The sequence below is a fragment of the Escherichia sp. Lx600-2 genome (assembly GCF_036662595.1).
GTDB classification, from domain to species: Bacteria; Pseudomonadota; Gammaproteobacteria; order Enterobacterales; family Enterobacteriaceae; genus Escherichia; species Escherichia coli.
This window is the reverse complement of the sequence record NZ_JAYQWM010000037.1, coordinates 19035-43545: the sequence shown is the minus strand read 5'-3', so window position 1 is coordinate 43545 and position 24511 is coordinate 19035. Positions and strand designations below refer to the sequence as shown.

Sequence of the window (24511 nt, the reverse complement as noted above, 5' to 3'; positions counted from 1 at the left end):
CTGATAGAAACAGAAGCCACTGGAGCACCTCAAAAACACCATCATACACTAAATCAGTAAGTTGGCAGCATCACCTTATCGTCGGTCAGGCGTTAAAAAAACTGCCCCGTGAACAGGTTGTAGTAGAAACCAAATGCGGCATTGTCTGGGAACGAAAAGGAAGTTTATTCAACAAAGTTGGCGATCGGCAGTTGTATAAAAACCTTTCCCCGGAATCTATCCGCGAAGAGGTAGAAGCCAGCTTGCAACGTCTGGGTATTGATTACATCGATATCTACATGACGCACTGGCAGTCGGTGCCGCCATTTTATACGCCGATCGCTGAAACTGTCGCAGTGCTTAATGAGTTAAAGGCTGAAGGGAAAATTCGCGCTATAGGCGCTGCTAACGTCGATGCTGACCATATCCGCGAGTATCTGCAATATGGTGAACTGGATATTATTCAGGCGAAATACAGTATCCTCGACCGGGCAATGGAAAACGAACTGCTGCCGCTATGTCGTGATAATGGCATTGTGGTTCAGGTTTATTCCCCGCTAGAGCAGGGATTGTTGACCGGCACCATCACTCGTGATTACGTTCCGGGCGGCGCTCGGGCAAATAAAGTCTGGTTCCAGCGTGAAAACATGCTGAAAGTGATTGATATGCTTGAACAGTGGCAGCCACTTTGTGCTCGTTATCAGTGCACAATTCCCACTCTGGCACTGGCGTGGATATTAAAACAGAGTGATTTAATCTCCATTCTTAGTGGGGCTACTGCACCGGAACAGGTACGCGAAAATGTCGCAGCACTGAATATCAACTTATCGGATGCAGACGCAACATTGATGAGGGAAATGGCAGAGGCCCTGGAGCGTTAAATACTCAACACGATTCACCTCTGTTTCTGTGAAAACTGTGATGAAAATCTGTGATTCAAACAGGTTATTTTGAAAGTAAACATCGGTTATGCGATAATCGCGCTAATGTGATGTAAAAAGATACAGGGGTGTAATCGTGGCGGCAAAAGACAGGATTCAGGCAATTAAGCAAATGGTTGCCAACGATAAAAAGGTGACAGTCTCAAATTTGAGTGGGATTTTTCAGGTAACCGAAGAAACCATTCGCCGCGATCTTGAGAAGCTGGAAGATGAAGGCTTTTTGACCAGAACCTATGGTGGTGCTGTTTTAAATACAGCGATGTTGACGGAGAATATCCATTTTTATAAGCGCGCTTCATCGTTTTATGAAGAGAAGCAGCTTATTGCACGCAAGGCACTACCCTTTATCGACAATAAAACCACCATGGCAGCCGATTCCAGTAGTACCGTAATGGAATTGCTCAAATTGTTACAGGACCGTAGTGACCTGACGTTGCTAACCAACTCGGCGGAAGCGATTCATGTTCTGGCTCAGTCAGAAATTAAAGTCGTTTCAACGGGTGGGGAACTAAACAAAAATACACTTTCACTGCAAGGAAGAATTACTAAAGAGATCATCAGCCGCTACCATGTCGATATCATGGTAATGAGTTGTAAAGGTCTTGATATTAACAGCGGCGCGCTGGACTCTAATGAAGCGGAAGCTGAAATCAAAAAGACAATGATCCGTCAGGCGACAGAAGTTGCGTTATTGGTTGATCACTCTAAGTTTGATCGCAAAGCTTTTGTCCAGTTAGCTGACTTTAGTCATATTAATTACATAATAACTGATAAATCACCGGGTGCAGAGTGGATAGCATTTTGCAAAGACAATAATATCCAGCTGGTGTGGTAATTTAAGCACACGTTGTCAATATTATTTGTTCCTGCGCCTGGAAATAAAATGATGATAAAGATGCGGCAAGTGAATTTGCCGCAATTGCTACCTTTTTTAGCAAATCCGAGGCACCCAATGGAACAATATGATCAAATTGGCGCAAGACTGGACCGCTTGCCTTTGGCCCGGTTTCATTATCGTATATTTGGTATTATAAGCTTTAGTCTGTTATTAACAGGGTTTTTGAGTTACTCCGGTAATGTCGTCTTAGCAAAGCTGGTAAGCAATGGATGGTCAAATAATTTCCTCAATGCCGCCTTTACCTCGGCATTAATGTTTGGTTATTTCATCGGCTCTCTTACCGGTGGGTTCATCGGTGATTACTTTTGGCGGCGCAGGGCGTTTCGCATAAATCTTCTCATCGTCGGTATTGCTGCAACAGGGGCCGCTTTTGTCCCTGATATGTACTGGCTCATCTTCTTTCGCTTCCTGATGGGAACAGGAATGGGGGCGCTGATTATGGTTGGCTATGCCTCATTTACGGAGTTTATCCCCGCGACGGTGCGTGGAAAATGGTCCGCGCGGCTCTCATTTGTTGGTAACTGGTCGCCCATGCTGTCTGCGGCGATAGGTGTGGTGGTTATCGCTTTTTTTAGTTGGCGGATAATGTTTCTGCTGGGTGGTATTGGCATACTGTTAGCCTGGTTTCTTTCAGGTAAATACTTTATTGAGTCGCCACGATGGCTGGCAGGGAAAGGGCAAATCGCAGGTGCAGAAAGCCAACTTCGTGAAGTAGAGCAGCAAATTGAAAGAGAGAAGAGTATTCGTTTACCCCCGCTTACTTCGTATCAGAGCAACAGCAAGGTTAAAGTAATCAAGGGTACTTTCTGGCTCCTGTTTAAAGGTGAAATGTTACGACGTACATTAGTCGCGATTACTGTTTTAATTGCAATGAACATTTCGCTTTATACCATCACCGTATGGATACCGACCATATTTGTTAACTCCGGCATTGATGTCGATAAATCAATATTAATGACCGCTGTTATTATGATTGGCGCTCCGGTAGGAATATTTATTGCGGCATTAATTATTGATCATTTTCCTCGTCGGTTATTTGGCTCCACCTTACTTATTATTATTGCCGTGTTAGGCTATATCTATTCAATTCAGACTACAGAGTGGGCGATTTTAATCTATGGCCTGGTGATGATCTTCTTTTTATACATGTATGTTTGCTTCGCGTCGGCGGTTTATATCCCGGAGCTTTGGCCAACGCATTTACGCCTGCGCGGTTCGGGTTTCGTTAATGCCGTCGGACGGATCGTCGCAGTCTTCACGCCCTATGGCGTTGCGGCATTATTAACACATTATGGGTCGATCACGGTGTTTATGGTACTTGGTGTCATGTTATTGCTCTGTGCGCTGGTTCTCTCCATTTTTGGCATCGAAACGCGGAAGGTGTCGTTGGAAGAGATTTCTGAGGTGAATTAAATCTTTCGTTGATGGCATCAATTGCCAGATGTGCCACTGACGTGTTTTATTTGGCCTACAATGCCAGTACAGAATTGTAGGCCAGCGTAAAATTACCCCTGCGTCTCTTCCCAGTCTGCCAGCGTATATAGCGTTGCCCCAGCTGCTGACATCTCCATAAACGCGTGCGCACTGTCCTGGGGCTGGATATTCACGCCACGACAACCATCGGTAATCACGTTTACCTTATAACCTAACTGTAACGCGTCCAGCACGGTAAACTTCACGCAATAGTCAGTAGCCAGGCCCATAACGATCAATTCATCGATTTCATGATCGCGTAACCAGTCATCGAGAAAGGTTTTCTGCCGACGGCCGTTATCAAAAAAGGCACTGTAACTGTCAACTAAAGGATTTTCGCCTTTATGGAACACCGCTGCGATCGCTTTTTGGTTCAGTAACGGATGTAATTGTGCGCCTTCACTGTTCTGCACACAGTGATCTGGCCAGAAGGTTTGTGGCAAACCGTCGAGTTGGCCTGGCGTATAAGGCTCTACACCGTGCTGGCTGGCAAAACTGCCGTGATTCGCCGGGTGCCAGTCCTGACTGGCGATAACCGCTTCACCGCGCGACTGGCACCAGTCAATCAGGCGGTTAGCGACATCCACCGTACTGTCACCTTCCGGCACGGCGAGCGCGCCACCAGCACAGAAATCATTTTGTAAATCGACCAGTAACAGGGCGCGAGGGGGCATTGCAGTCTCCTTAATCATCCGGCGTCAGTTCGCCGCGCAGGTTTTGGCTCATGGCCTTGCGAATGGTTTCAGTATCCAGTTCCTGGCTAAGCAGGTAATGCAGTTTGGTTAGCGTGGCTTCTACAGTCATATCTGCACCGCCAATAACGCCAGCATGGGCGAGGGCGTTACCGGTGGCATAACCACCCATATTCACTTTACCGGACATACATTGTGTCAGGTTGACCACCACAATACCGCGATCGCTGGCTTCTTGTAATTCCTGCAGGAAGGCTTTGTTTTGTGGCGCATTACCCACGCCATATGAGCGCAGAATCAATGCTTTCACCGGTTGGCGCAGAAAATTGCGCACGACGTCAGCAGAAATCCCCGGATAAATCGTCACTACGCCAATTGGTTGTGGCGTGATTGGATGAACGATCAATTCCCCTTCACCGTGCGGGGCTGGTGGCGTATTCAAACGACGAATATGGATACCTGCTTCCAGTAACGGAGGAAGGTTTGGAGAGGCAAACGCATCAAAACCATCGGCATGGGCTTTGGTAGTGCGGTTGCCGCGATACAATCGGTTATTGAAAAAGAGCGTTACTTCGTTGATCGGATAATTCGCCGCAACGTACAACGCATTCAGCAGATTAATTTGTCCGTCAGAGCGTAACTCAGCCAGCGGGATTTGTGACCCTGTCACAATGACCGGTTTACCGAGATTTTCGAGCATGAACGACAGCGCAGAGGCGGTATATGCCATCGTATCGGTGCCGTGCAGAATGACAAAACCATCATAGTCGTCATAGTGCGCTTTAATATCTTCAGCAATATGCTGCCAGTCTTCCGGCGTCATATCTGAAGAATCCATCAGCGGCGTATATTCATGAATGGTGAAATCTGGCATCTCCGGGCGATGGAATTCCGGCATCAGCGCCAGTTGGCGTTGTAGATGACCTGACACCGGTATATAACCCTGCTCGGAACGCTGCATCCCGATGGTCCCGCCCGTGTAGGCAACGTAAATTGATTTCTTTTGCATGATATTGATATGAATGATATCGAAAGAGCAAAAGTATATACGTGAGGGGCAGCGAGCGCACCTGGATACTCTGTGGATATGAGAAAAGTCCGGCAGGACGGAGGGATTAGTGTCCCGCCGGAGAAAAGTGGTTAATCCTGCAACGCATAGGTTACGGTCGTGACTACGCGTACCGTTTTATTAATCGCCGTAGGATCATCTTCATCACTGCCACTGGCAAAGATCTGGAATACGCCTTGTGAGGCATCGCTAATTGACCCCACCTGGCTACCTGAGTCCGTTGCAAATTGTAGTGCGGCGTTGCGTGCATCTTTGGTGGCGGCAGCAATCATCTCAGCGCGCAGTGCGCCAATACCATTAAAGCGATAGGCGACTTTGCTCTCAGCGATAGCGCCATCCGTAGCGACTTGCAGTTCGTTTAATTTCGCGACGACTTTTTCGACAGCAGCAACATTATGGGTTTTTATCGTCACTGACCCGTCTGCGTTATAGCGTGGCATTGTGGGATCATCTTTCAGATAGAAGGAATCAGTTCGCTTGCTTGTCCATTGGCCCAGGATTATCTCTTTCTCGTTAATCCCCTGAGCATTGAGTTCGGCAACAATTTTTTTCTGCGCGTCTTCCAGTTTCGGGAACAGTTCGCCGGGAACATTACCCTTAAAGTTAATCGCAATTGTTAATTCTGCCGTATCTGCGCGAACTTCTTTTTCAGAAAGCCCGCGCACATTCACATAACGGTTGTTGGTTTTTAAATGTTTAACACCATCACCAACAAAATAACCACAGGCGCTAATCCCCAGTCCGAGGACGATAGCGGCAATTAAAGAGGGGGCCTTGTTCACTGATGACTCCATATCAGATGCTAAATGAGCAAGGGAATGTAGTGGAGAGAGGGAGTGAAAGACAGTCCGATTCAGGAGTGTGGCCGACAGCATATCGACCACATTTTTGCAGGATTTAACGCACGTTGGCGCAGGTCAGGCAAAACGCATAACGGTTTTGTGGGTCGTTAAACGCGGCCAGCTTGTCACTTTCACTTTTAACGGTAGAGGCTACCGAGGCAAGCGGTGCAGGTAACATGGCCTGGAACGCATCTGGCAACATTGCCCGGACAGAACCAGACATGTTGTCCATCACTTTGTCGAAGAAGGTCGGTTCATCAACGTAGTATTCCAGATGCCACTGTTTCACTTTTGCCAGCTCTGCTGCTTTGGCGACCGCATCATCGAAATCCCCGAGACTATCGACCAGCCCGTTAGCTTTTGCGTCCTGACCGGTCCAGACGTGGCCCTGGGCGATTTTATCAATCTGCTCCGGCGTCGAATGACGCGCATCAGCAACCAGCGTAATAAAGCGTTTATAGCCATTCTCAATGCTTAACTGCATCATCTGCTGCGCTTCCGGCGGCAGTGCCCTGGTGATAGAAACATCTGCCAGCGGTGAAGTTGAGACACCATCAGTATGAACACCAATCGAATCCAGACTATTTTCTACGGTGGTGATCACGCCGAAGATACCAATAGAACCGGTCAGGGTGCTGGGGTTAGCCACAATGTAATTAGCTGGCGTGGAAATCCAGTAACCACCAGATGCCGCCATGCCGCCCATCGATACAACCACAGGCTTACCCGCTGCCCGGGCTGCTGCCAGTTCAGCGCGAATCACTTCAGACGCGGTAACGCTGCCGCCTGGGCTATTAACACGCAGGACAATCGCTTTCACTTTCGGGTCAAGGCGAGCGTCGCGGATTTGTGCCGCAGTGGTATCACCGCCAACATTCCCCTGAGTTTCCTCGCCATCCATAATTGCGCCATTAGCGAAGACGACACCGATGCTGTCACCGGTATCTGCCGGCGTTTTCAATGCGTAATCGTAATAACTGATGGCGCGATAATTTTTATCAGTCTTACTCCAGCCGAACTCTTTGGTCAGTGCTTTTTCGATTTCCGCACTCGATGCCAGTGCATCGACCAGCTTGTTTTCCAGTGCATATTTCGCGGTATCGCCACCGGTTTTGGTTAAACCCTCAAGCAACCCTTGCGCGCCAGGGAATACCTGCTGAGCAGGGATCTGCCGGTTAGCGGCAACAGTATTCAGATAGTTTTGCCACAGCTCACCAATCCAGCGGCTGTCAGCTTCGCGGGCTGCCGGTGACATGTCATCACGAATAAACGGTTCAACGGCAGATTTATACGTACCCACGCGGAACACATGGGTGGAAACTTTCAGCTTATCCAGCAACGATTTGTAGTACAGACCGTTGGTAGCAAAACCGTGCAAATCCACCACGCCTTGCGGTGACAGCCAAATTTTATTGGCGAAACTGGCGAGATAATATTGCCCCTGGCTGTAGTTCTCGCCAACGGCATAAACCGGTTTCCCGCTGTCACGAAACTCTTTCAGGGCTTTGCCGATGTACTGCATAGACGGCAGGTCGCCGCCTGCGAAGTTTTTCAGATCCATCACGATACCGGTGATATTGCGGTCGTCCTTCGCCTGGCGAATGGTGTTGACGATATCAAACAGTGAGTTTTCCTGCAGACGATCGGAACTGGCACCAAGTAGTTGGCGGCTTAATTTACTAAACCGCTGAGAACTGTCGGGTTTATCGACGATTACACCAGAAATGTCCAGCAGCAGTGCACCACGACTGGCCGTTTCTTTCGAATCACCACCACTGACCTGCATCCAGATCCCCACACCAACCAGCACGAGAAAAATAAAGAACAGGTTAAGTACCATTTCACGGACGAAATTCAGCAGACGCCACGTCCATTTAAAAAATCCGGCAATAAATCGCCAAAGGGTTCGCATGTATTCTCCCAACTTAAGGTCACACCTGTCACAGGCGCAATAGATGTGGTTATCGTAATGACCCAACCGGCACTTGTCAGCAGGAATTGCGGACTGTGCTGTAACAAAATCCACTCTCGTGTTAATTTTGTGAATAAATATCATGACAGGAGTTAATCAAATGGATGCACTCGAACTATTGATCAATCGCCGTAGCGCCTCCCGCCTGGCTGAACCCGCGCCAACGGGTGAACAACTGCAAAACATCCTGCGTGCGGGTATGCGTGCGCCGGACCATAAGTCCATGCAACCGTGGCATTTTTTTGTGATTGAAGGGGAAGGGCGCGAGCGTTTCAGCGCCGTACTGGAACAGGGGGCGATTGCTGCCGGTAGTGATGACAAAGCTATCGACAAAGCCCGTAATGCGCCGTTCCGCGCACCGCTCATCATCACGGTGGTGGCGAAATGCGAAGAAAATCATAAAGTCCCGCGATGGGAACAGGAAATGTCTGCCGGATGCGCGGTCATGGCGATGCAAATGGCAGCCGTTGCCCAGGGGTTTGGCGGCATCTGGCGCAGTGGCGCATTAACTGAAAGTCCGGTAGTGCGTGAAGCATTCGGTTGCCGTGAGCAGGATAAAATTGTCGGTTTTCTCTACCTCGGCACGCCGCAGCTGAAAGCATCTACGTCGATAAACGTCCCGGACCCGACGCCGTTTGTCACTTATTTCTGATAATTGTCGCGAAACTGTCTGGATTGTGAGCAAAGGCGCAGGAATTCAGACACTCTCACTTATCACTTCACGGAATGAGGGTTACCATACCCGGATTGCATTGACAGGAGATGTCCATGAGCGAGAACTCGATTCGTTTGACCCAATACAGCCACGGAGCTGGTTGCGGCTGTAAAATTTCCCCAAAAGTGTTGGAAACCATCCTGCACAGTGAGCAGGCGAAGTTTGTTGATCCGAATTTGCTTGTGGGTAATGAAACCCGCGACGATGCGGCGGTGTACGATCTGGGCAATGGCACCAGCGTTATCAGTACCACCGACTTCTTTATGCCGATCGTTGATAATCCTTTCGATTTTGGCCGCATTGCGGCGACTAACGCCATCAGCGATATCTTCGCGATGGGGGGCAAACCGATTATGGCGATTGCGATCCTCGGCTGGCCGATTAACAAACTTTCCCCGGAAATTGCCCGCGAAGTGACTGAAGGTGGACGCTATGCATGTCGTCAGGCGGGTATTGCGCTGGCTGGCGGTCACTCCATCGATGCGCCGGAGCCGATTTTTGGTTTGGCGGTGACGGGGATCGTACCGACCGAGCGGGTGAAGAAAAACAGTACCGCACAAGCCGGATGTAAACTGTTCCTGACGAAACCGCTGGGGATCGGCGTTCTTACCACGGCTGAGAAAAAATCACTGCTGAAACCAGAACATCAGGGACTGGCGACGGAAGTGATGTGCCGGATGAACATCGCAGGCGCGTCCTTTGCCAACATTGAAGGCGTAAAAGCGATGACCGACGTAACGGGCTTTGGCCTGCTGGGGCATTTGAGCGAAATGTGTCAGGGCGCAGGTGTGCAGGCGCGCGTTGACTATGACGCGATCCCGAAATTGCCGGGGGTTGAAGAGTACATTAAGTTGGGTGCAGTGCCTGGCGGCACCGAACGTAACTTTGCCAGCTACGGTCATCTGATGGGTGAAATGCCGCGTGAAGTGCGCGATTTGCTGTGCGATCCGCAAACTTCTGGCGGTTTGCTGCTGGCGGTCATGCCGGAAGCAGAAAATGAGGTTAAAGCTACAGCCGCCGAGTTTGGCATTGAACTGACGGCGATTGGCGAACTGGTGCCAGCGCGCGGCGGTCGTGCCATGGTTGAGATCCGTTAATTCAATGCGGTTGTTTATTGCCGAAAAACCGAGTCTGGCGCGCGCCATTGCTGATGTCCTGCCCAAACCGCACCGTAAAGGCGATGGCTTTATCGAGTGCGGTAATGGTCAGGTGGTGACCTGGTGTATCGGTCACCTGCTTGAGCAGGCGCAGCCAGACGCCTACGACAGCCGCTATGCGCGCTGGAATCTTGCGGATTTGCCGATTGTCCCGGAAAAGTGGCAATTACAGCCCCGACCCTCCGTGACCAAACAACTTAACGTCATCAAACGGTACCTGCATGAAGCCAGCGAAATCGTTCACGCCGGGGACCCGGATCGCGAAGGGCAACTGCTGGTGGATGAAGTGCTGGACTATCTACAACTGGCACCGGAAAAGCGCCAGCAGGTGCAGCGTTGCTTGATAAGCGACCTGAACCCGCAGGCGGTTGAGCGGGCGATCGACCGTCTTCGTTCCAACAGTGAGTTTGTACCGCTGTGCGTTTCTGCGCTGGCGCGAGCGCGTGCCGACTGGCTGTACGGCATCAATATGACCCGTGCGTATACCATTCTCGGTCGCAATGCCGGTTATCAGGGCGTGCTTTCCGTGGGACGCGTGCAGACGCCCGTGCTTGGGCTGGTGGTGCGCCGCGATGAAGAGATTGAAAACTTCGTGGCGAAAGACTTCTTTGAAGTCAAAGCACATATCGTGACACCTGCCGATGAGCGGTTTACCGCTATCTGGCAACCGAGCGAAGCGTGTGAACCGTACCAGGATGAAGAAGGGCGCTTGTTACATCGTCCACTGGCGGAGCATGTGGTTAACCGCATTAGTGGTCAACCGGCTATTGTCACCAGCTATAACGATAAACGGGAATCAGAATCCGCGCCGCTGCCTTTTTCGCTTTCGACGTTGCAGATTGAAGCGGCAAAACGTTTTGGTCTGAGTGCGCAGAACGTGCTTGATATCTGCCAGAAGCTGTACGAAACACACAAGCTAATCACTTATCCGCGTTCCGATTGTCGCTATTTGCCAGAAGAACATTTTGCCGGACGCCACGCGGTGATGAATGCCATCAGCGTTCATGCACCGGATCTGTTGCCGCAGCCAGTGGTAGATCCAGATATACGCAACCGCTGTTGGGATGACAAAAAGGTCGATGCGCACCACGCCATCATTCCGACCGCACGGAGTTCTGCGATCAACCTGACGGAGAACGAAGCGAAGGTCTATAACCTGATTGCCCGTCAGTATCTGATGCAGTTCTGCCCGGATGCGGTGTTCCGCAAGTGTGTTATCGAACTGGACATTGCCAAAGGCAAATTTGTCGCTAAAGCCCGTTTTCTTGCTGAAGCAGGCTGGCGCACGCTGTTAGGCAGCAAAGAGCGCGATGAAGAAAACGACGGTACGCCATTGCCTGTGGTGGCGAAAGGCGATGAGTTGCTGTGTGAAAAAGGTGAAGTGGTAGAGCGGCAAACCCAGCCGCCTCGCCATTTTACCGATGCAACACTGCTTTCGGCGATGACCGGGATCGCGCGCTTTGTGCAGGACAAAGATCTGAAAAAGATCCTTCGTGCGACCGATGGTCTGGGGACAGAAGCAACGCGTGCCGGGATTATTGAACTGTTGTTCAAGCGTGGTTTCCTCACCAAAAAAGGGCGCTATATCCACTCCACCGACGCCGGAAAAGCGCTATTCCATTCGCTGCCAGAAATGGCTACGCGACCGGACATGACCGCGCACTGGGAATCGGTGCTGACGCAAATCAGCGAAAAGCAGTGTCGCTATCAGGACTTTATGCAGCCGCTGGTGGGGACGCTATATCAGCTTATTGATCAAGCCAAACGTACTCCGGTGCGGCAGTTTCGCGGCATTGTGGCTCCGGGCAGTGGTGGCAGTGCTGATAAGAAAAAGGCTACACCGCGTAAACGTAGTGCGAAAAAAAGTCCGCCAGCAGATGAAGCCGGAAGCGGGGCGATAGCGTAAGCGAGCGAATCTTTCGTGCTATTCGAGTCATATTCTGAAATATCCAGCGGATCAAGAAAATTCGTTGGATATTTTTTTTGCATGGATAAAATTATCGCCTCTAAAGTATGTAATAACAGGGAATGTGATGAAAAAAGTTTTATTACAAAACCATCCTGGGAGCGAGAAGTATTCTTTTAATGGCTGGGAAATATTTAATAGTAATTTTGAACGGATGATTAAAGAAAATAAGGCCATGCTGCTTTGTAAGTGGGGGGGGTATTTAACATGTGTTGTCGCTGTAATGTTTGTATTCGCAGCGATAACATCCAAAGGTTTGAATGAAAGAGGCCTGATTACCGCGGGATGCTCTTTTCTTTATCTATTAATTATGATGGGGCTTATTGTTCGGGCCGGTTTTAAAGCAAAAAAAGAACAGCTGCATTATTATCAGGCTAAAGGTATTGAGCCGCTCAGTATCGAGAAATTACAGGCGCTACAATTGATCGCACCTTATCGATTCTATCATAAGCAATGGTCTGAAACGCTGGAGTTCTGGCCGCGAAAGCCTGAACCTGGCAAAGATACCTTCCAATATCATGTGCTTCCTTTTGACTCGATCGATATCATAAGTAAAAGACGCGAGTCTTTAGAGGATCAATGGGGTATCGAAGATAGCGAAAGTTATTGTGCCTTAATGGAGCATTTTCTTTCTGGCGACCATGGAGCCAATACCTTTAAAGCAAACATGGAGGAAGCCCCAGAGCAGGTTATCGCCTTGTTGAATAAATTTGCTGTTTTCCCTCAGACTATATCTCTGATTGCGCTAATCATAGCTCCGGTAAATCCTCGGCGAAGCTAATATGGGCGGCGGAATTATCATGGATGATCTCGATATCAAGCACAGCTTTTCAAAACGGGACAATTGAAGAAGAACTGGCCTGGCATTATATAATGCTTGCTTCTCGAAAGGCGCACGAGTTGTTCGAAAGCGAAGAAGATTATCAAAAAAATAGTCTAATGGGATTTCTTTACTGGCATATCTGCTGCTATCGCAGAAAGTTAACGGATGCTGAACTTGAAGCGTGTTATCGTTACGACAAGCAGTTTTGGGAGCACTACAGTAAGAAATGCCGTTGGCCCATAAGAAATGTTCCCTGGGGAGCATCATCCGTTAAATACTCATAAACGCCTGAAATTTTGCCGGGGGCGCTGCGCTTGCCCGGCCTACATTAGAGCGTAACTGCAATGAATTGTGCCCATTTGTAGGCCTGATAAGCGTAGCGCCATCAGGCATTTACAACTTAAATCACACCCTGCGCCAGCATCGCATCGGCAACCTTCACAAAACCGGCAATGTTCGCGCCCTGCACGTAGTTTGTTTGCTCACCTTCACCACCATGCTCAACACAGGCATGGTGGATATCCAGCATGATGTGATGCAAACGTGCGTCAACTTTCTCGGCTTTCCAGCCCAGGCGCGCAGCGTTTTGTGCCATTTCCAGGCCTGACGTTGCTACACCGCCAGCATTAGCCGCTTTACCCGGTGCAAACAGTACGCCTGCCTGCTGGAACAGTTCAGTCGCTTCGATGGTGGTCGGCATATTTGCCCCTTCGGCGACGGCTTTAACGCCATTGGCGATAAGCTGATGCGCGGCGTCAACATCCAGTTCGTTCTGGGTAGCGCAAGGCAGGGCGATATCAACCGGTACAGACCACGGCTGTTGGCCTTCGAGATAGACCAGACCAAATTCTTTGGCGTAATCTGCCACTCGACCATCGCGGCTGGCTTTGATTTCGATAAGACGTGCCAGTTTCTCTTTCGTGAATCCGCTTTCATCAACTACAGTGCCGCTGGAGTCTGACGCAGTGATCACACGAGCACCAAATTCCATCGCTTTTTCGATAGCGTACTGGGCGACGTTGCCGGAGCCAGAAACGGAAACGCGCATCCCTTCAAAACCCATACCGTGGCGTTTTAGCATTGCTTCTGTGAAATAAACCAGACCGTAGCCGGTAGCTTCCGGGCGAATAAGACTACCGCCAAATGAAAGGCCCTTACCGGTGAAGACGCAGGCGGTATTGTTGGAGAGCTTTTTCATCATCCCCGCCATAAAGCCGACTTCACGACCACCAACCCCGATATCACCTGCCGGAACGTCGGTATCCGCGCCCAGGTGGCGATACAGTTCAGTCATCAGCGCCTGGCAAAAACGCATCACTTCACCTTCGCTTTTTCCTTTCGGATCGAAATCGCTGCCGCCTTTACCACCGCCCATCGGCAGGGTAGTCAGGGCATTTTTAAAGGTTTGCTCGAAGCCGAGGAATTTGAGAATGGAGAGGTTAACTGACGGATGGAAGCGCATACCGCCTTTGTACGGGCCGATGGCAGAGCTGAACTGCACACGCCATGCACGGTTGACCTGTACCTGATTGCGATCATCAACCCATACCACGCGAAACTGGATCACGCGCTCCGGTTCAACCAGACGCTCCAGTAATGACATCTGGCGATATTTTGGATTTTGTTCAAGAAAAGGCCAGAGTGTGGTCATTACTTCACGAACGGCTTGCGCGAACTCGGTTTGATTCGGGTCGCGCTTTTGGACATGGTTGAGGAATGACTCCAGAGAATATGTCTGATCCATAGATATAAAACCCTTATATATTAATATGATTGCGCTTATGTTGTTTATGTCATGTGCTTTTGCAGTTTTCGACTATACCATCAAGAATGTGACGGTAAGCAAGAAAAAAATGACCCAGGAAAGCAAATTAATAACGAGAGTAATCTCATAACCAAATGCGATAACTCAGACGCTAAAGTTTTGCCACCCGGCTACCGTTATCAGTAGCAGAGACAATAACGTTAAGGAGTTCCCTGTGAGTCGAGCATTGTTCGCCGTAGTATTAGCATTTCCATTAATTGCACTGGCTAACCCGCATTATCGTCCGGACGTGGAGGTAAACGTACCGCCAGAAGTGTTCAGTTCAGGCGGGCAATCAGCGCAGCCCTGTACTCAGTGCTGCGTTTATCAGGATAAAAATTATTCTGAAGGCGCGGTAATTAAAGCCGAGGGAATACTGCTGCAATGCCAGCGGGATGACAAAACCCTTAGCACTAATCCGCTGGTCTGGCGGCGCGTAAAGCCATAAACGCCTCTAATAATGGAATGTCAGCAGGGGCCAGCGGATATTGCAGCGCCTCTTCAGGTGAGCACCAGACCAGCGCCTGATGTTCATGTGCCTGTAACGTCCCGTGGAAGTCGGGTACGTGCCAGGCATGAAGATGGATAATCCGGCCCGAAACTTCTCGCTGATGGCTGGCAACATACTCACCCACAGTTGCTTCGATGCCCAATTCTTCGTTTAACTCACGCACCAGCGCCTGCTGCTGGCTTTCATCCAGCTCGACTTTACCACCGGCAAACTCCCATAATCCCGCCTGATCGCTCTGGGCGGGGCGTTGCGCGAGTAAAATTTTGCCATCACGTTCAATGATGGCGGCAACAACTTCAATCATTTTCATAAATTACACACGGGCAGATAAGCGAAAAATGCCATAATATCCGCACTGTTGCTCAATCAGAAAGGCTTTATATTTAAGGAGTGCCTGTGCTAGACCGCCATCTTCATCCCCGGATTAAACCGTTGTTGCATCAGTGCGTGCGGGTTCTTGATAAACCGGGCATTACGCCAGATGGTTTAACATTAGTGGGATTTGCCATCGGCGTGCTGGCTCTGCCGTTTCTGGCGCTGGGCTGGTATCTGGCGGCGCTAGTCGTCATTTTGTTGAACAGGCTGCTTGATGGTCTGGACGGTGCGCTGGCGCGGCGCAGAGGGCTTACCGACGCGGGCGGCTTTCTTGATATTTCTCTCGATTTTCTTTTTTACGCGCTGGTGCCTTTTGGGTTTATCCTCGCCGCACCGCAGCAAAACGCCCTGGCAGGCGGCTGGCTGCTGTTTGCGTTTATCGGCACGGGTAGCAGTTTTCTCGCTTTTGCTGCGCTGGCGGCGAAACATCATATTGATAATCCCGGTTATGCGCATAAATCGTTTTATTATCTGGGGGGATTAACCGAAGGCACAGAAACGATCTTACTGTTTGTGCTGGGATGTTTATTCCCTGCATGGTTTGCGTGGTTTGCGTGGATCTTCGGTGCGTTGTGCTGGATGACGACCTTTACGCGGGTGTGGAGTGGGTATCTGACGCTGAAGTCGCTCCAGCGTCAGTAATTGCAATGTTATTTGCTGCTGTCCGGGCCGCGTTCACCGGTTGCTACCGGATTTTTTGGATCGCTGCTCCATTCGTACCAGCCGCCGTCGTAAACGGAGACGTTATTCCAGCCCATTGCTCGTGCGTACATAAAGGTTTCGGACGCGCGCCAGCCGGTGCCGCAGTAGAATGAAACTTGCTGATCTGGTTTGATATTCCATGCTTTCCACATAGCGGTAATATCATCGGCGCTACGCATGGTGCCATCCGGGTTATGGAAATCTTCCATATGCGTCGAGTCGCTACCAGCGTGTCCCCAACGTGCTCCGGCTATTTCACCTTTTGGTTTAATATAGCTGTAACCGCTGGTCGTACCGATAAATTCTGGCCACGAACGAATGCTCACCAGCGATGCATCCTGGCGATGCAGCAGTCCACGGGCCTGTTCCATATCGAGCATCAACTGCGGTTGCGCCGGGATCTTCACGCCGAAATCCGGTTCCGCTTTCACTTTCGGTGGCGTACCGCGCTCAACGGGCAGACCCGCGTCGGACCAGGTTTGCCAGCCGCCATCCAGCAGGCGCACATCTTTCACGCCTGCATACAGCATAATCTGCGCCACACGCGCTGCAGCGTATACGTCACGCCCGTACAGAATGACCGTGGTGTCATGGCGAATGCCGTGTTTTGCCAGCATCGCTTTTAGTTGTTCATCAGAAACTTTGTTCCACAGCGGTTCGCTTTCCACTTCGTTGGTATCGATGTAGTCAGCGCCGGGAATATGGCTGATAAGGTAAAGCTTAGGAGTGCCCCAGGCCGCTTCAATGACTTTCCAGTCACCGGCAGGTTTCGCCGTAACCTCTTTACCTTGTTGCAGGTCATGCAGCCATTGCGGATAAACCAGCTGCTCAAAATGCGGCAGTTTTTGCAGACGGGAAGGTTCGCTTAGCGCGTCACTCAGAATGGAGATATGCGTAAAACCTGCTTTTTGCAGTCGCGTTTTGACGGCGTCGACATCTTTGCCATTACCGTACAGCGCCACCGGGGCATCGGCTCTCAGGTTATGTTGCTTGATCCACGCGTTGAGCTGTTCGGTGCTCATTTTGTCAAGCCAGCTAGCAGAGAGGTTTAAGGCGGCAGGTTCATGACCAGAAGGGCCATTTAAGGTTTGTGGCCAGCCGTTATAAAACGCGCTGGGGCGAGTATCTATCGCTTTGCCATTTTGTTGTTGAAGCTGGTCAAGTGTAAGAGGCTTCGCCAGTTCAGCGGCCCACGAAGAAGCGCAAGCCAGCCCTAAAGCCATTGCCAGCGCGGTCATTTGAGAAACACGTTTCATCGAAAATCCCGACATTGTAGTTTTGAGTGCGCCATTCTGAACTGACGCATTGAGAAAAACTTTGCGTTATTGCAGTTTGTTGTAATTTTCTGACCACTGCGCCATATCCAGAACAGAACTATCAGCAGGAACATCCTGGAGATCGTGCGTTACCTGAACGACGGGGATCGCCAGTTCGCGAACTTCGCTGAACACCCACTGGCGAAAATTATCACGCAGAGCCACATCAAGACGGCTGAATGGCTCATCCAGTAGCAACGCTTTTGGCTGAGCGAGAAGGGCGCGAAGCAGAGCAACGCGCGCTCGCTGACCGCCAGACAAAGTGGCAGGATCCTGATGGAAAGCTCCGTCAAGGCCTGAACGCTCAAGTGCATCATTCACGGCATTACGTCGGGCATTCCCCTTAAGTGTCGCCGGTAGCGCCAGCAGTAAATTTTGCCCGACACTGAACTGGTCAAATAACAGTGCATCCTGAAAAAGAATGCCAATCTGACGCTGTGCGGTGGGTAGCATGTCAATCCGTTGCTCATTGAGCCATAGCTCACCTGTACAAGAAAACTGTCCAGCCAGTGCACCAATCATCCATGAAAACAGAGTGGATTTTCCACAGCCAGACGGCCCCATTAACGTGACAATGTCACCTTTATCCACCGTAAAGTTAACGTTTGTCAGCAAGCAACTTTCTGGTAAACGTAGCGAAACATTTTTCACGCAGAGCATTAGCGGAGTCCTTGTCTGACATAACCTACCCATTTTGCGACTAACGCGGTCAGGGCAAAAATAATAAGCGGTAATAGCAGTTGCCATAAAGCCTGGGCGGCGAGAATACCGTTGCTGCCGCCGCTGCTTAATGCCACCGCCTCAGTGGTGAGCGTCGGAAAACGCCCCGCGCCCAGCCACAGCGTCGGCATATACTGCGCAATACTGACTGAAAATCCCACCGCGAAGGCAATCAGCGTAGGGCGCAACATGAGTGGGCATTTCACGTAAAAGAAGATTTTGGCCCGCGACCAGCCCAGTGTTTGTGCAATCAAAATTAACCGTGAATCAATGCGCTGCCAGGCGGGTTGCAGGATAAACAGCATCCACGGAATTACCCACAGCAGATGCCCCCAGACCACCGCCGTCCAGCTCCTATCCAGGTTCAGCCATAGCGCCAGCGTGTACTGGCCCGCCACCAGTGGCAGAGCGGGTAATAAAATGGGCAACCATAGCCACAACTGGCGACGCTGTGGCCCCCATTCCAGCCACAGCAGTAACAGGAGCAAAGCGATGAATGTCGCCACCAGCCCCATTGTCAGGCTGTTGATGAGCGCTTCACTATTGATCGTCGACTGATCCGCGAGGATCGCCAGCAGAACCACACACAGCACACCGGTCAAGGGTAAAAAACTCGCCAGCGTAATGCCTGGCAATAAAGGCGTGGCAGGCTTACGAACGCCATCTACGCGGGGAATAGTACGCCGCCAGGTACACCATAGCAGATAGCCTAGCAAAACGTAGGCGGCGAGTAACAACATCAGCAGCAGGCTGGCGAGTGCGCCTTTCGTTTGTTGATCGGCGTCGCCCTGAGTTAACCACTGCCAGCTAATTACTGCCAGCGTCGGTGGATTACCTGGCCCAAGAATAATCGCCACATCCACGACCGACAGCGACCAGGCGACAATCGCCAGCATCGCCATTGCCAGCGCAGGCGCGACAGAGGGCAACAGCAGCCAGTTCAGGCATTGCCAGCGGCTGTAGCCCAGCGAATCCAGCACAATGACCTGCTGCAACAGCCGTTTTTCGCTCAATACTGCTGCTAAGATCCACAGCAGAAATGCGCTTTCTTTCACCGCCAGCGTGAAGCCCAGCCCAATACCCAATTTGTCCATTGGCGGAGTGAAATACGGGAAATAGTCATAAAGCAGCCCTCCGTCAGCAAAGAGCAGAAGGGCGCTGGTGGCAAAAGCCACATGGGGAATGGCGAGCAGCCACGGCAGACGGGTGCACATACGCTGCCATTTCGGCCCAGGCCACAGCGCCACAATCACCAGCAGGGCAATCAACAACGCCCCGACCGCCGCGATGGTTGTCGACACCAGCGTTGCCAGTAATGCCTGCGGTAACTGTGGATCGGCAAATAACGCCTGCCAGTGTGTCAACGACAAAGCAGGCGATATCAGCGTGAGAGCTGCCGGGATCAGCGGTGCATAAATCACCGCCACCATCGCCCACAGCAAAAAGATTAATGCGTACCGTAACGGTGTAGCCATTCTTGTTCCAGCGCATTTACCCAACCTGCGTGCGGTTCAGCCAGTACCGGCGGCAGATCTTGCGGCATTCTTGATTGCAATGTTTCGCGCTGCCCATCAGGCAGTTTTTGCGGATCGAGAACAGAAGGATCGCCCCAGACAGCGGGATCTGCTTTACGCAATTGCGCATCGGGTGAGAGCAAGAAATTGGCAACTACCTTCGCCGCAGCACTGGCATTCGCGTTGGCAGGAATGGTGACGAAATGCACGTTGCCAATCATCCCCTCACGAAAGCCAAAACTGTAACTGCTTGCAGGCAAATCGCCGCTGGCGATTTTTTGCTGCGCATGCGCGGGGTTAAAGGTCAGCGACAGGCGCAATGTTCCGGCTTTCAGCAGAGCATCCATCCGCGCGGGCGAAGGCGGGAAATCCTTTCCTTCGCGCCACAAATACGGATGCAGCGCATCAAGATATTGCCACAAGGGAGCAGTGACACGGGCGAAAGTTGCATCGTCCGGCGCTTCTTTTAATGCGGCGGGATCGGGCGTCAGCATAATCAGCAACTGTTCAAGAAACGCCGTGCCGGTAAAGTCCGGTGGGCGCGGATAGGTAACCGTGCCGGGATTGGCTTTAGCAAACTCCAGTAAGGCTTGCGGCGTTTGTGGTGGCTGTGGCGTAACATCGCGGCGGGCGATAAATGTCAGTTGTGCGCCCCCCCAGGGCGATTCAGCCCCTTCTGTAGGCACTGAAAAATCTTCCTGCACCGGCAGCTGTGTGTCGACATAGCGCCAGTTGGGCAGAGTCTCCGCCCAGCCCGTTTGTAATAACTTGGCCTCTTTTAAGGTGCGGAAGTTTTCGCCGTTCACCCAGAGCAGATCCACCGAGCCGCCCGTTTTACGTCCGGCAGCAGCTTCGGTCTGAATGCGCTTCACCGCGTCTGCGGCATCCGCCAGACGAACAATCTTCAGGTTTATATCGTAATGCGTTTTCATCTCACCGCTAACCCAGTCGAGATAGCGATTAATCGCGGTGTCGCCGCCCCAGGCGTTAAACCAGACGGTTTCCCCTTTGGCTTCGTTTTTAATTTCCTGCCAGTCGCTGGCATGCGTTGTCAAAGAAAACAGCGATAACATTCCCAGCAACCACACATAATGGCGCATCATCTCTCCTTAAGAACGTTTTTCAGGAAGTCGGCACAGCCCCTGGGCAGGAATGTCCATGGCAGAATTAAAACGAGCCGACAGGTTTTGTAAGCCGATCAAAGCCGTAAGCTCGGTGAGTGCCTGAGCGTCAAAATGTGTAGCCAGTCGGGTGCGCAGGGCATCATCCACAGTTGGCGGCGTAACGCTGGCGGCTTCGGCGTACTCCAGCGCCAGCCGCTCTTCGTCGCTGAAGAGCGGGCTTTGCCGCCAGTCAGCCACTGCCAGCAGTTTATCGGTGCTGCCGGTACGCTCGGCGACTTTCATACTGGTGATATCCACGCAAAACTCACACAAGCACATTTGCGCAATACGCGCGCTGACAAGCGATCGCACCACTGGATCGAGCGGTGAGCGTTTGCGCTCCAGCCAACCGACAAACATCGACACCAGATAAAAGATAAACGGAATTCGCCCCCACCAGCGAATTGGACTTAGCACCTCACCGTAATGGCGACGATGCAGCCACGCCTGCGGGCGTAAAATTAAAGGAATTTTGCTAAGCGGTGGTAACCCCATCAGGCATTCCTCTTCTGGCGTTCAAGCCATACTTTTTTCGCCATAAAAATCACCACGGTCAGGGCAAACAGAATAAACAGTCCGGTGACAAACCAGAATGCACCACCCGTTAACATGCTACCCGCCCAGGAATAGACAATGGTCGCCGGTAACTGACCGAGCCCGGTGGCGATAAAAAACTGGCGAAAACGTATTGAAGTCAAACCGGCAGCATAGCTGATTGGATCGAAAGGGACAAAAGGCAATAACCGACATACCAGAATGGTGTGTTTGCCGTAGCGGGTAAAAAAGCCGTCCATGCTGTCGAGTACCGTTTTGCCTGTTAACTTTTCCACCACTTCACGGCCCATTATTCTGGCGATAAAGAAGCATAGCGCCGCGCCAGCCATAGAACTGGTCCACGACAGCACGCCGCCCCAGAATGCGCCAAAAAGTGATGCGTTAGCAAAAGTAATCAAGAATGCGGGTAGCGGCGCGGCAATGGCCTGCAAAATCATCAAAAAGAATGAGACGACAGCCGCCTGCGTGCCGTAAGACTGAATAAAACGTTCAATACCCTGTTGGTCCACAGCGGCAAACGCCGCAACGCTGTGATTGATAAAATCATGGACGCCCGGAAGCAGCGCCCATGCAAGCAGCGTAGCGAACAACAGGATGATGATGGTGGCACGGTAGTACCAGATTTTACGCGATTGCATCTTCATCATCCTTAATCAAGGTTGTTATTCGGCGATTTTAAAGGTAACCGTTGCCAGCGTGTTATCGGCCGGGAGAACCGACGCATTACCTTTGAATTTCACTTCGCTGCGTTTTTCGACCGCACCATAAGTGTATGTCGCATTGCTGACGATACCGACTGGGCAGCTATCCAGACATACCAGGCAACCCGTTTTCTTCTCTTCTGCTGCCGTTAAATTACCGCCAAAGCGCATGTCCAGTTTCTTGCCATTACTGTCAACAATCACTTCATCGAAGGAATACGTTTTTGCCGCCCCTTGCCAGTTGACCGAAATATCCAGTTTGCTGCCCGTGACATGAGTCGTTTCTTTATTATCCATCGTCATGTTTTCGCCCGGTGTACCACCTGCCTCTTTCAGGGCTTCATAAAATGCTTTCGGGGTCGCATAACCCATAAACAGCGATTTATGTCCGTTGGAGCCATCTTTAAACACAATACCGTGACGAGTGTCGTCGGTGAGGAAACGACCATTAATTTGCACCAGCATGGTTACCGTATGGTTATTGGCATCGACGCGCAGCGGTTGGCTGTTCGAAAGTCCGTCGTATTCCACTTTTGCCGCCGCATTCTCTTTTTGATCGCAGCCGCTAAGCCCAGCAACAGCCAGTAAGCAGAGTGCAGCCAGTCCTTTTTTCCATGACACTGAATAATGTTGCAACATCGTTCTATCCTTCATTTTTTGGGTGAGTAAGTGGGTTGCGGCGCGAAGCAGACAGATCCACATGTTTGTGTCGGGCGTAGAGTTTGGCGAGCTGGACGAGAATAAACAGCGCCAGGCCCGCCAGACAGAGTTGTAAAATAAAGCGCAGCGTAATGCCTTCATTGGCGAGATCGCTTGCCATCACGGTATAAATAACAATACCGGGCAGGGTCGTGAGTGCCGAAATAAGGGTATAAGGCCAGAAGGCGATTGTGGTTAATCCGTAAGCGTAATTTTGAATATTGTAAGGAAACAACGGGATTAAGCTGGTCAGAATAAGAAAATCAATACCATTACGCGCAATGCCTTTTTCAATGGCCTGGAAGGTATGGCTATGGCCAACGTATTTCAGCAGTAAATCACGTCCCAGCCAGCGCGCCAGCAGGAATGAGCACGAGGAGGCCAGCGTTGCGGCAATTAATGAGAGTAGTGTCCCTAAGAGCGGGCCAAAAACTATTCCTCCCGCGATCACCAGTATGCTTCCTGGTAACAGAAAGAGGGTGGCAATGATGAATAACAGAATATAGAGGCTATAACCGAACAATCCGCTCTGGCGGATGAGTGTCTGTAAGTGGGGTAAATCGGTGAGCAGATCGAATAAACCGAAAGCGTGGATAGCGTAAATGACCAGCGCAAAAATAAGACAGGCAAACAGAAATTTACGCTCAGCGTTCATCGTGGTGTTTCCTATATCAAACTTGATAATAGAGAAGTGGTCAGACAACTAAAAACGCAGTGACGGTATAACAAAGGACGGCAGGCAACAAATCATTACTGACAGTTTGTTGATTTTTCTCAAGGTTAATTCTCCTGACCCAGTTTGAGCCAGGAGAGCTGCTAAATTAGCGGCGGAAGGTCGCCCAGACGGGGGCGTGATCGGACGGTTTTTCCATGCTGCGGATTTCATAGTCGATGCCGGTTTCTACGCAACATTCTGCCAGCGGTTGGCTGGCGAGCAGCAGGTCGATGCGCAGACCACGGTTATCGTCAAAACCTTTTGAGCGGTAATCAAACCATGAGAAACGATCTGCTGTTTGGGGATTCGCATGGCGGAAGGTATCAACCAATCCCCAGCTCATCAGTCTCTCCATCCATTCGCGTTCCTCCGGAAGGAAAGAACATTTTCCGGTACGCAGCCAGCGCTTACGGTTCTCTTCGCCAATGCCAATATCCAGGTCGCCAGGACTGATATTCATATCGCCCATAATCAGCACCGGATTTTCACGCTTGAGTTCGGTTTCCAGGTAGTTTTGCAGGTTCTGATAAAACTGCGCTTTTGCCGGGAATTTTATCGGATGGTCGCGGCTTTCACCCTGCGGGAAGTAACCGTTGATCACGGTGACATTACCCAGCGGTGAGGGGATTTCCGCCATAATAATCCGCCGCTGCGCCTCTTCGTCGTCACCGGGAAAGCCGCGACGCACGGCAATCGGCGTCTCTTTGGTCAGCAGCGCCACGCCATAATGGCCTTTCTGCCCGTGATAAAACACGTTGTAGCCGAGCTTCGCCACCTCTTCGAGCGGAAACATATCGTCATGAACTTTTGTCTCCTGCAGGCCAATCACATCCGGTTGGTGCTTTTCGACGATGGCTTCAAGCTGGTGGGGTCTGGCGCGCAGGCCGTTGATATTAAAAGAGACAAATTTCATAGTCGCTGCCATTTATTCAGATAAAGAGTGCGTGGATGGTAGCAGAATTTCGCTTTGCTTACCGCCTGTTGTTAAGTGATTTGATCGATGGTTGTTAATGATGTCAACGATGGCGCAAAAAATGCCCGCTTTTGGTGCGCGCTGCGTCAGAATGGCGCAGTAATTTCCAGTAAATTTCGTCAATGATCACAATTCCAGAATTATATTTTACTTCTGCATAACATTGCGTTTTTTATTCTTTTTATTCACCCACATCGCAAACGTATTCACTTAATATGCACTTTAAATGCATATGG

General features: G+C 50.8%; 23 protein-coding genes and 1 pseudogene. 9 read left to right on the top strand and 15 right to left on the bottom strand.

Translation table 11 applies throughout. The features are described from left to right. From OQV04_RS14620 to OQV04_RS14610, 3 genes are all read left to right on the top strand, one after another. Positions 1-860, top strand: an 860-nt coding sequence (locus OQV04_RS14620) for an aldo/keto reductase (RefSeq protein WP_247806705.1), incomplete at its 5' end; no start/stop codon positions are given. 136 nt (positions 861-996) lie between these two features. Further along, on the top strand, positions 997-1755 hold the full coding sequence (locus tag OQV04_RS14615; protein WP_000719088.1) for a DeoR/GlpR family DNA-binding transcription regulator: 759 nt from the start codon (positions 997-999) through the stop codon (positions 1753-1755). A gap of 117 nt (positions 1756-1872) precedes the next feature. After that, positions 1873-3231, top strand: coding sequence for an MFS transporter (locus tag OQV04_RS14610; protein ID WP_247806707.1), 1359 nt, complete (start codon positions 1873-1875; stop codon positions 3229-3231). A 92-nt stretch (positions 3232-3323) separates the two neighbouring features. Here OQV04_RS14610 and pncA read toward each other — a convergent pair whose 3' ends face one another. The 4 genes from pncA to sppA form a co-directional block, all read right to left on the bottom strand. Beyond that, the gene (pncA, locus tag OQV04_RS14605) at positions 3324-3965 is read right to left on the bottom strand and encodes a bifunctional nicotinamidase/pyrazinamidase (protein ID WP_032281006.1); all 642 of its coding nucleotides are present in this window, start codon (positions 3963-3965) and stop codon (positions 3324-3326) included. A 10-nt stretch (positions 3966-3975) separates the two neighbouring features. After that, positions 3976-4992, bottom strand: coding sequence for an asparaginase (gene ansA, locus OQV04_RS14600; protein WP_001170162.1), 1017 nt, complete (start codon positions 4990-4992; stop codon positions 3976-3978). Positions 4993-5123: 131 nt separating this feature from the next. Beyond that, positions 5124-5834, bottom strand: coding sequence for an SIMPL domain-containing protein (locus tag OQV04_RS14595; protein WP_032281004.1), 711 nt, complete (start codon positions 5832-5834; stop codon positions 5124-5126). Positions 5835-5949: 115 nt separating this feature from the next. Further along, positions 5950-7806, bottom strand: a complete 1857-nt coding sequence (sppA, locus tag OQV04_RS14590) for a signal peptide peptidase SppA (RefSeq protein WP_032281002.1) — start codon at positions 7804-7806, stop codon at positions 5950-5952. 160 nt (positions 7807-7966) lie between these two features. On the opposite strand from sppA, the gene OQV04_RS14585 reads away from it, so the two are divergent. The 4 genes and pseudogenes from OQV04_RS14585 (at position 7967) to OQV04_RS14570 (ending at position 12811) form a co-directional block, all read left to right on the top strand. After that, entirely contained in the window at positions 7967-8518 is a 552-nt protein-coding gene (locus OQV04_RS14585; protein ID WP_000339283.1) for an NAD(P)H nitroreductase, read from the top strand. A 116-nt stretch (positions 8519-8634) separates the two neighbouring features. Next, positions 8635-9678, top strand: coding sequence for a selenide, water dikinase SelD (gene selD / locus OQV04_RS14580; RefSeq protein WP_001298241.1), 1044 nt, complete (start codon positions 8635-8637; stop codon positions 9676-9678). A 4-nt stretch (positions 9679-9682) separates the two neighbouring features. Beyond that, the gene (gene topB / locus OQV04_RS14575; protein WP_032281001.1) at positions 9683-11644 is read left to right on the top strand and encodes a DNA topoisomerase III; all 1962 of its coding nucleotides are present in this window, start codon (positions 9683-9685) and stop codon (positions 11642-11644) included. A 127-nt stretch (positions 11645-11771) separates the two neighbouring features. Continuing rightward, positions 11772-12811 (top strand): annotated as a pseudogene (locus OQV04_RS14570) (DUF1266 domain-containing protein). 116 nt (positions 12812-12927) lie between these two features. Here the strand turns inward: OQV04_RS14570 and gdhA are convergent. Next, complete coding sequence (gene gdhA, locus OQV04_RS14565; RefSeq protein ID WP_000373043.1) at positions 12928-14271, bottom strand: NADP-specific glutamate dehydrogenase; 1344 nt, start codon at positions 14269-14271, stop codon at positions 12928-12930. 235 nt (positions 14272-14506) lie between these two features. On the opposite strand from gdhA, the gene OQV04_RS14560 reads away from it, so the two are divergent. Further along, positions 14507-14779, top strand: coding sequence for a YnjH family protein (locus OQV04_RS14560; protein ID WP_000085233.1), 273 nt, complete (start codon positions 14507-14509; stop codon positions 14777-14779). On the opposite strand, the gene nudG is transcribed toward OQV04_RS14560, so the two are convergent. Then, the gene (nudG, locus tag OQV04_RS14555; protein ID WP_000781877.1) at positions 14745-15152 is read right to left on the bottom strand and encodes a CTP pyrophosphohydrolase; all 408 of its coding nucleotides are present in this window, start codon (positions 15150-15152) and stop codon (positions 14745-14747) included. The genes OQV04_RS14560 and nudG overlap by 35 nt on opposite strands. Before the next feature lie 86 nt (positions 15153-15238). Here nudG and OQV04_RS14550 point away from each other — a divergent pair, with 86 nt between their 5' ends. Then, a complete protein-coding gene (locus tag OQV04_RS14550; protein WP_247806698.1) occupies positions 15239-15859 on the top strand; it encodes a CDP-alcohol phosphatidyltransferase family protein in 621 nt (206 codons plus the stop codon). Positions 15860-15867: 8 nt separating this feature from the next. Here OQV04_RS14550 and ynjE read toward each other — a convergent pair whose 3' ends face one another. The 9 genes from ynjE to xthA form a co-directional block, all read right to left on the bottom strand. Beyond that, on the bottom strand, positions 15868-17175 hold the full coding sequence (gene ynjE / locus OQV04_RS14545; RefSeq protein ID WP_032281000.1) for a thiosulfate sulfurtransferase YnjE: 1308 nt from the start codon (positions 17173-17175) through the stop codon (positions 15868-15870). 66 nt (positions 17176-17241) lie between these two features. After that, on the bottom strand, positions 17242-17895 hold the full coding sequence (locus OQV04_RS14540; protein ID WP_032280999.1) for an ATP-binding cassette domain-containing protein: 654 nt from the start codon (positions 17893-17895) through the stop codon (positions 17242-17244). After that, the gene (locus OQV04_RS14535) at positions 17895-19430 is read right to left on the bottom strand and encodes an ABC transporter permease subunit (protein ID WP_032280998.1); all 1536 of its coding nucleotides are present in this window, start codon (positions 19428-19430) and stop codon (positions 17895-17897) included. Before OQV04_RS14535 ends, OQV04_RS14540 begins: the two co-directional genes overlap by 1 nt. After that, complete coding sequence (locus tag OQV04_RS14530) at positions 19403-20569, bottom strand: ABC transporter substrate-binding protein (protein ID WP_021577572.1); 1167 nt, start codon at positions 20567-20569, stop codon at positions 19403-19405. The genes OQV04_RS14535 and OQV04_RS14530 overlap by 28 nt, the downstream gene beginning before the upstream one ends. Positions 20570-20578: 9 nt before the next feature. After that, positions 20579-21127, bottom strand: coding sequence for a carboxymuconolactone decarboxylase family protein (locus OQV04_RS14525; RefSeq protein ID WP_032280997.1), 549 nt, complete (start codon positions 21125-21127; stop codon positions 20579-20581). Next, positions 21127-21834 (bottom strand): TVP38/TMEM64 family protein, encoded by a 708-nt coding sequence (locus tag OQV04_RS14520; RefSeq protein WP_032280996.1) that lies wholly within the window; start codon positions 21832-21834, stop codon positions 21127-21129. The genes OQV04_RS14525 and OQV04_RS14520 overlap by 1 nt, the downstream gene beginning before the upstream one ends. Before the next feature lie 15 nt (positions 21835-21849). Beyond that, the gene (gene ydjY / locus OQV04_RS14515; RefSeq protein ID WP_045177809.1) at positions 21850-22527 is read right to left on the bottom strand and encodes a lipoprotein YdjY; all 678 of its coding nucleotides are present in this window, start codon (positions 22525-22527) and stop codon (positions 21850-21852) included. 4 nt (positions 22528-22531) lie between these two features. Next, positions 22532-23242 (bottom strand): TVP38/TMEM64 family protein, encoded by a 711-nt coding sequence (locus tag OQV04_RS14510; protein ID WP_247806696.1) that lies wholly within the window; start codon positions 23240-23242, stop codon positions 22532-22534. Positions 23243-23408: 166 nt separating this feature from the next. After that, complete coding sequence (gene xthA, locus OQV04_RS14505) at positions 23409-24215, bottom strand: exodeoxyribonuclease III (protein WP_000673927.1); 807 nt, start codon at positions 24213-24215, stop codon at positions 23409-23411. Positions 24216-24511: the final 296 nt, after the last annotated feature.

Excerpts from the sequence above, each read along its gene's own strand:
- OQV04_RS14610 (WP_247806707.1), top strand. The coding sequence starts at position 1,873 with ATGGAACAATATGATCAAATTGGCGCAAGACTGGACCGCTTGCCTTTG.
- pncA (WP_032281006.1), bottom strand. The coding sequence starts at position 3,965 with ATGCCCCCTCGCGCCCTGTTACTGGTCGATTTACAAAATGATTTCTGT.
- ansA (WP_001170162.1), bottom strand. The coding sequence starts at position 4,992 with ATGCAAAAGAAATCAATTTACGTTGCCTACACGGGCGGGACCATCGGG.
- sppA (WP_032281002.1), bottom strand. The coding sequence starts at position 7,806 with ATGCGAACCCTTTGGCGATTTATTGCCGGATTTTTTAAATGGACGTGG.
- OQV04_RS14585 (WP_000339283.1), top strand. The coding sequence starts at position 7,967 with ATGGATGCACTCGAACTATTGATCAATCGCCGTAGCGCCTCCCGCCTG.
- selD (WP_001298241.1), top strand. The coding sequence starts at position 8,635 with ATGAGCGAGAACTCGATTCGTTTGACCCAATACAGCCACGGAGCTGGT.
- topB (WP_032281001.1), top strand. The coding sequence starts at position 9,683 with ATGCGGTTGTTTATTGCCGAAAAACCGAGTCTGGCGCGCGCCATTGCT.
- gdhA (WP_000373043.1), bottom strand. The coding sequence starts at position 14,271 with ATGGATCAGACATATTCTCTGGAGTCATTCCTCAACCATGTCCAAAAG.
- nudG (WP_000781877.1), bottom strand. The coding sequence starts at position 15,152 with ATGAAAATGATTGAAGTTGTTGCCGCCATCATTGAACGTGATGGCAAA.
- ynjE (WP_032281000.1), bottom strand. The coding sequence starts at position 17,175 with ATGAAACGTGTTTCTCAAATGACCGCGCTGGCAATGGCTTTAGGGCTG.
- OQV04_RS14540 (WP_032280999.1), bottom strand. The coding sequence starts at position 17,895 with ATGCTCTGCGTGAAAAATGTTTCGCTACGTTTACCAGAAAGTTGCTTG.
- OQV04_RS14535 (WP_032280998.1), bottom strand. The coding sequence starts at position 19,430 with ATGGCTACACCGTTACGGTACGCATTAATCTTTTTGCTGTGGGCGATG.
- OQV04_RS14530 (WP_021577572.1), bottom strand. The coding sequence starts at position 20,569 with ATGCGCCATTATGTGTGGTTGCTGGGAATGTTATCGCTGTTTTCTTTG.
- OQV04_RS14525 (WP_032280997.1), bottom strand. The coding sequence starts at position 21,127 with ATGGGGTTACCACCGCTTAGCAAAATTCCTTTAATTTTACGCCCGCAG.
- OQV04_RS14520 (WP_032280996.1), bottom strand. The coding sequence starts at position 21,834 with ATGATGAAGATGCAATCGCGTAAAATCTGGTACTACCGTGCCACCATC.
- ydjY (WP_045177809.1), bottom strand. The coding sequence starts at position 22,527 with ATGTTGCAACATTATTCAGTGTCATGGAAAAAAGGACTGGCTGCACTC.
- OQV04_RS14510 (WP_247806696.1), bottom strand. The coding sequence starts at position 23,242 with ATGAACGCTGAGCGTAAATTTCTGTTTGCCTGTCTTATTTTTGCGCTG.
- xthA (WP_000673927.1), bottom strand. The coding sequence starts at position 24,215 with ATGAAATTTGTCTCTTTTAATATCAACGGCCTGCGCGCCAGACCCCAC.